Below are 5,977 nucleotides of genomic sequence, written 5' to 3'. Positions count from 1 at the left end.
TGCGCGTGCGAACTGCCTCAAAATTACACAGTTTCTATTGACCCTCACCCAATCTAGGGAGATCTCATGCTTGAGTCCTATCGCCAACACGTTGCCGAGCGCGCAGCGTTGGGCATTCCCCCCCTGCCTTTGTCTGCTGAGCAAACCAACGGCCTGATCGCATTGCTGAAAAATCCGCCCGCTGGTGAAGAACAGTTTTTGCTGGATCTGCTGACCAACCGCGTGCCAGCAGGTGTTGACGATGCAGCCAAGGTCAAGGCGGCATTCTTGGCGGCCATCGTGAACGGATCTGAAACCTGCAAGTTGGTGGATCGCAAAAAGGCAACCGAATTGCTGGGCACCATGCTGGGTGGTTTCAACATCAAGCCCCTCATCGAGGCGCTTGACGACGCCGAGGTGGGCGACATCGCGGCCAGCGCTTTGTCCAAGACTTTGTTGATGTTCGACTACTTTCACGATGTAAAAGACAAGGCCGACAAAGGCAGTGCGAATGCCAAGAAAGTGATGCAGAGCTGGGCTGACGCTGAGTGGTTCACCAGCCGCCCCGAAGTGCCTCAAAGCATCAAGCTGACAGTCTTCAAGGTCAGCGGCGAAACCAACACGGACGACCTGTCCCCTGCGCCCGATGCCTGGAGCCGACCCGACATTCCATTGCACGCCCTGGCCATGCTTAAAAACCCACGTCCAGGCATTGAGGCGGATGAGCCTGGCAAGGTGGGTCCAATCAAACAACTCGAAAAGCTCAAAGCCAAGGGCAATCCCATTGCCTACGTGGGCGATGTGGTGGGCACGGGCTCCTCACGCAAATCGGCCACCAACTCGGTGTTGTGGTTCACGGGTGACGACATTCCTTTTATTCCCAACAAGCGCTTTGGCGGTTATTGCCTGGGTGGAAAAATTGCCCCCATCTTCTTCAACACCATGGAAGATGCTGGCGCACTGCCCATCGAACTGGATGTAAGCCAAATGGAAATGGGCGATGAAATCGAGCTTCGCCCATTCGAGGGCAAAGCCCTCAAAAACGGCGAGGTGATCTCCGAATTCAGCATGAAAACCGATGTGCTCTTCGATGAAGTGCGCGCCGGTGGCCGCATTCCCCTCATTATTGGTCGTGGTTTAACAGACCGGGCACGTGCAGCGCTGGGTCAAGGCCCAAGCCCTGTGTTCCGTCGCCCTTCAGCCAAGAATGACAGTGGCAAAGGTTTTTCCCTGGCTCAAAAAATGGTTGGCAAGGCCTGTGGTCTGCCCGCTGGTCAAGGCGTGCGCCCCGGCACCTACTGCGAACCCAAGATGACCACCGTGGGTTCGCAAGACACCACTGGCCCCATGACCCGCGATGAGCTCAAGGATCTGGCCTGCTTGGGATTCTCTGCGGACTTGGTGATGCAATCCTTCTGCCACACCGCTGCCTACCCCAAGCCCGTGGACGTAAAAATGCATCATGAATTGCCCGAGTTCATCGAGAACCGCGGCGGTGTTGCCCTGCGCCCAGGCGACGGTGTGATCCACAGCTGGTTGAACCGTTTGTTGATGCCCGACACCGTGGGCACGGGTGGTGACTCCCACACCCGTTTCCCGATCGGCATTTCTTTCCCGGCGGGTTCGGGCTTGGTGGCATTTGCCGCGGCCACTGGCGTGATGCCACTGGACATGCCTGAGTCCGTGTTGGTGCGCTTCAAGGGCGAAATGCAGCCTGGCGTCACCCTGCGCGATTTGGTCAACGCCATTCCTTTGTACGCCATTAAGGCTGGTTTGCTCACCGTTGAAAAGAAGGGCAAGAAAAACATTTTCTCTGGCCGCATCCTTGAAATCGAGGGTTTGCCTCAGCTGAAAGTTGAACAGGCCTTTGAATTGTCCGATGCCTCTGCTGAGCGCTCTGCTGCCGGATGTACCGTGCACCTGGACAAAGAACCCATCATCGAGTACATGAATTCCAACATCACTTTGATGAAGTGGATGATCGCCCAGGGTTATCAGGATGCTCGCACCCTGACACGCCGCATCAAGGCCATGGAAGAATGGATCGCCAAGCCTGAGCTGTTGAAAGGCGATGCCGATGCCGAGTACGCCGCAGTGATCGAGATTGATCTGGCCGACATCAAAGAGCCCATCCTGGCTTGCCCGAACGACCCCGATGATGTGAAGTTCCTGAGCGAAGTGGCTGGCGACAAAATCGATGAGGTGTTCATCGGTTCTTGCATGACCAACATTGGCCATTTCCGTGCTGCCGGCAAGGTGCTTGAAGGCAAGAGCGATATTCCAACACGGTTGTGGATCGCACCGCCTACCAAGATGGACCAGCACATCCTCACGGAAGAGGGCTACTACGGCATTTTGGGTCGCACCGGAGCGCGCATGGAATTGCCCGGCTGCTCACTGTGCATGGGTAACCAGGCACAAATCCGCAAAGGTTCAACAGCGGTGTCCACATCCACGCGCAACTTCCCGAACCGCCTGGGCATTGACACCCGTGTGTACCTTAGCTCTGCTGAATTGGCAGCGGTGTGTGCGCTCATGGGCAAAATCCCAACGGTGGAAGAGTACATGGAGCAGGTCAAAATGCTGGGCAATGTGTCGGGTGAGGTTTACCGCTACATGAACTTCGACCAAATTCCTGAATTTGTTGAAGTGGCCAAAAAGGCTCAACTGGCAGCGTAATCTGCTTGGCCTGTTCGCCGCAAAAAAGCCACCTTCGGGTGGCTTTTTTGTTGCGTTAAATTTGTCGAAAATTGGGTTTCAAACAAGATGGATTTCAAACAAGTTCTGTGCCTTGGTTATCGCTGCCCATCGCTTGTTTTAACATCTCTGCGGGTAGCGGTTTGCGCCGAAGCAGAAGGTCTTTGATGCAGCCATGCATGACGCCCACATCGGCCAGCTTACCCAAGCAACACACATCGCGATTGTGAATAAGCTGATAGTGCAAATCGCTTTGCTCCTCTTCCATGAACAAAATGTTGGCGTGTTGGAAAAGCTTTAAAAGTGATTTTCTGTAACGGCTTTCCTTGGCGCTTTCAATGTTCATGTCGAATATCACCAAGCCCGCATGGGCAAATTGCTTAAGGTGAGCACTGGGGTACTCGTCAAACAACGCGATGGGCTCTTCCCCCAGGCTTTTCAAAAAGCGGGAATAGCCCATTTGCTTGATGGGATAGTCACTGAAAACAACACAAGGGCCATTCATGGACGTGCCATTTTGTAAGAGGTTCTACGAGGCTTTGGTGAATCCATTGTCTGACATAGGGCCCCCAAATAGCATTCCCTAAGTGGGGTAAGATATTTGCTTACATTACACCCGTTTGGGCGATTTTGGAGACAGCAAAACCATGGCGCGATTCAAAGAATATGACCAATACGATGCCCTTGGACTGGCCGATTTGGTGCGCTCAGGGCAGGTGAGTGCATCGGAGTTGCTTGAAGAAAGCATTGCCCGTACCGAGAAAGTGAACCCAGCCATCAACGCGGTGATTCGCCCCATGTACGAACATGCCCGACTTCAGGCCAAACAGCCCAAAGAGGGGCCATTCATGGGTGTGCCCTTCTTGCTAAAAGACCTCATCGCCAGTTACGCGGGCGTAGAAATGACCAATGGGAGCCGCTTTTACCGCGGTTTTGTGCCTGCAGAGGATTCCGAGTACGTGAAGCGTTTTAAGCGTGCAGGCCTGAATATTTTTGGTAAAACCAACACACCAGAGTTTGGCATTACCCCCTCCACCGAGCCAGAATTCACTGGCCCTTGCCGCAATCCGTGGGACACCCTGCGAAGCCCCGGTGGGTCCAGTGGCGGCTCTGCGGCGGCGGTCGCGGCCGGTATTGTGCCCATGGCCAGTGCAAGTGATGGGGGAGGTTCTATTCGCATACCTGCCTCATGTTGCGGCTTGTTTGGTATGAAGCCCACACGGGGCAGGGTGCCCTCCGGCCCAGATCTGCCCGATGGCTGGTTTGGTTTTATCGCCGAGCATGTGGTGTCGCGCAGTGTGCGTGACTCAGCCCACATGCTGGATGCGCTTCAAGGCAATTACCCCGGGCAAGTGATGCGAATTGCACCACCGACCAAAAGCTACGCAAGCGCTTTGGACAAAAAGCCAAAAAAGCTGAAAATCGCGTATTCGGTCGATCCCCTTTTGGGCGAGCAGTTGCACCAAGACTGCAAAGCGGGCGTGCTGGAGACCGTGAAATTGCTTGAAAGCATGGGGCACACTTGCGTGGAAGTTCGACCTCCAGTGGCTCGTGAAGATTTTATTTACGCCTATTCCGTGCTGGTTTGTTCAGAAATGGCCGCTACCCTGGCTGAAGGAGAGCGTTTGCTTGGTCGTGCTGGCAAATCCTCAGACTTCGAAACCCGCACTTGGGCCCTCATGAAATTGGGTCGAAGTTTTCATGGGGGAGACGTGGCCCAAGCCGTGTGGTTTATGAACATGTTCACCCGGCAATGGTTGAGCTTTTTTGAACCCTACGATGCTTTGCTGACCAGTACTCTGGGCGAATTGCCCATTGCCGTTGGGGGGTTGCGGCCCACCCCACGCGAGACGCTGGAATTAAAGGCCCTGTCCTACCTGCCAATCGGCGGCATTGCCAAGCAAAAAGATTTTGTGATTAAAAGCGGCAAACGCTTGTACAACTACTGTTCCCAAACCATGCCTGCAAACGTGACCGGGCAACCGGCAATGAGTGTGCCCCTGCACTGGAATGACAACAACATTCCTGTTGGCATGATGTTCACGGGCCGCTTTGGCGAGGAAGAGGTGTTGTTCAACCTGGCTGCCCAGCTTGAGCAAGCCAAGCCATGGGCAGACCGTCGAGCGCCTTTATACGCCGTGTAAGCTGGAGTTGAACCTTAGCCAAAACGCCCCAGGGCGTTGGCTATGGTTTGCATCGTCATGGCGATGCCTTGCTCAATGGCAGGGCGTTGTTCTGGGGTCGCCGTTTTGCTGGCCTTCAACAATTCAAGTTGGCTGCTGTGCGCAAAGGCCCGTATGGGGTCGGCCACTTTTTCAGAAGTGGAGGTTGAGTTTCCTTTGAGCAAGGCAATCATGCTTTGGCTAAGTTTGTATTCCTTTTGTACTTTGTCAAACACATGTTGGCTGCTTGGGTTTAGGTCTGCGTATTGTTGTGCAATGCGCATGTCTGCTTTCTGTATGGCGGAGTCGGCCCGGTCGACCAGGTTCTGAAAAAAGGGCCATGTGTTGTACATCTCCCGAAGTTCCCCCAGTCGCTGTGTTCGCAACGCGGGCACTTCGTTCAAATATTGGTTCAAGCCACTGCCCAAACCAAAATAGGCCGGTGCCATGCTGGCCGATTGGTACCAAGAGGCCACATAGGGTATGGCCCGCAGCTTGCCCAAAAATGCTGGGCCTTGAAGCCCGGCGATGCGTGAGGCAGGGCGGCTACCTGCGTTGCTCAAGCCCACGTGGGGAAGTGGCGTGGTTTGTTGTAAGTGGTCAGCCAGCGCAGGGTCTTGGTATAAGTCTTGATAAGCCTGCTCTGCGTGGCCTGCAATTTCATCCATCTGCGTGGCAAATCTCGATGTGTTGGGATCGGCATTCGAGTGGCGATTGGCCAAGGTGGTGGCGACCATGTCACGAATATTGTGGTCCGCCCGGGTCCGGTTGCCGAATTTTTGATAGGCCTCTTCGCCTTGTTCCGTTTGGGTATAACCCGCTTGAAGAGCGACTGGGTCGATGTGTCCAATTTCTGATGCATAGTTCTCGCGGGCACCGCGGGCCTCGGTGCCGCCGCGGCCGTGGAAGAAGTGAATGTTCACCCCTTGGGCTTTGGCGATGTTGACCAGTGTGGGTGCAAGCTTGTGGCCTTCCCATGCGGCAGATACGATGCCATGGCCCCGCATGCTGTCGCTGTAACCCAGCATCACATGTTGCAGATTGCCTTTTGTTTCCAGATGATTTTTATAGGCCGGGGTTTTCAACCACTGATCGAGCAAAGCGGGCGCATTTTTCATGTCGGGCACGGTTTCTATCAG

General features: G+C 54.6%; 4 protein-coding genes. 2 read left to right on the top strand and 2 right to left on the bottom strand.

What is annotated here, in order from left to right:
* Nucleotides 1–66: 66 nt before the first annotated feature.
* A complete protein-coding gene (gene acnB, locus ACEQU8_RS14465; RefSeq protein ID WP_370264536.1) occupies nucleotides 67–2,658 on the top strand; it encodes a bifunctional aconitate hydratase 2/2-methylisocitrate dehydratase in 2,592 nt (863 codons plus the stop codon).
* A 94-nt stretch (nucleotides 2,659–2,752) separates the two neighbouring features.
* Here acnB and ACEQU8_RS14460 read toward each other — a convergent pair whose 3' ends face one another.
* Entirely contained in the window at nucleotides 2,753–3,181 is a 429-nt protein-coding gene (locus ACEQU8_RS14460) for a hypothetical protein (RefSeq protein ID WP_370264535.1), read from the bottom strand.
* Nucleotides 3,182–3,323: 142 nt separating this feature from the next.
* On the opposite strand from ACEQU8_RS14460, the gene ACEQU8_RS14455 reads away from it, so the two are divergent.
* Nucleotides 3,324–4,820 (top strand): amidase, encoded by a 1,497-nt coding sequence (locus ACEQU8_RS14455; RefSeq protein WP_370264533.1) that lies wholly within the window; start codon nucleotides 3,324–3,326, stop codon nucleotides 4,818–4,820.
* A 14-nt stretch (nucleotides 4,821–4,834) separates the two neighbouring features.
* Here ACEQU8_RS14455 and ACEQU8_RS14450 read toward each other — a convergent pair.
* A partial coding sequence (locus ACEQU8_RS14450) for a phosphoenolpyruvate carboxylase (RefSeq protein WP_370264532.1) occupies nucleotides 4,835–5,977 on the bottom strand: 1,143 nt, incomplete at its 5' end.

The sequence above is a fragment of the Limnobacter sp. genome, assembly GCF_964228395.1.
GTDB lineage: Bacteria > Pseudomonadota > Gammaproteobacteria > Burkholderiales > Burkholderiaceae_B > Limnobacter.
The sequence above is the reverse complement of the archived record's forward strand: the minus strand, read 5'-3'. Positions and strand labels throughout refer to the sequence as shown.

Bases quoted from the DNA above. Each gene is read 5' to 3' on its own strand.
- ACEQU8_RS14460 (WP_370264535.1), bottom strand. From the start codon at position 3,181: ATGAATGGCCCTTGTGTTGTTTTCAGTGACTATCCCATCAAGCAAATG.
- ACEQU8_RS14455 (WP_370264533.1), top strand. From the start codon at position 3,324: ATGGCGCGATTCAAAGAATATGACCAATACGATGCCCTTGGACTGGCC.
- acnB (WP_370264536.1), top strand. From the start codon at position 67: ATGCTTGAGTCCTATCGCCAACACGTTGCCGAGCGCGCAGCGTTGGGC.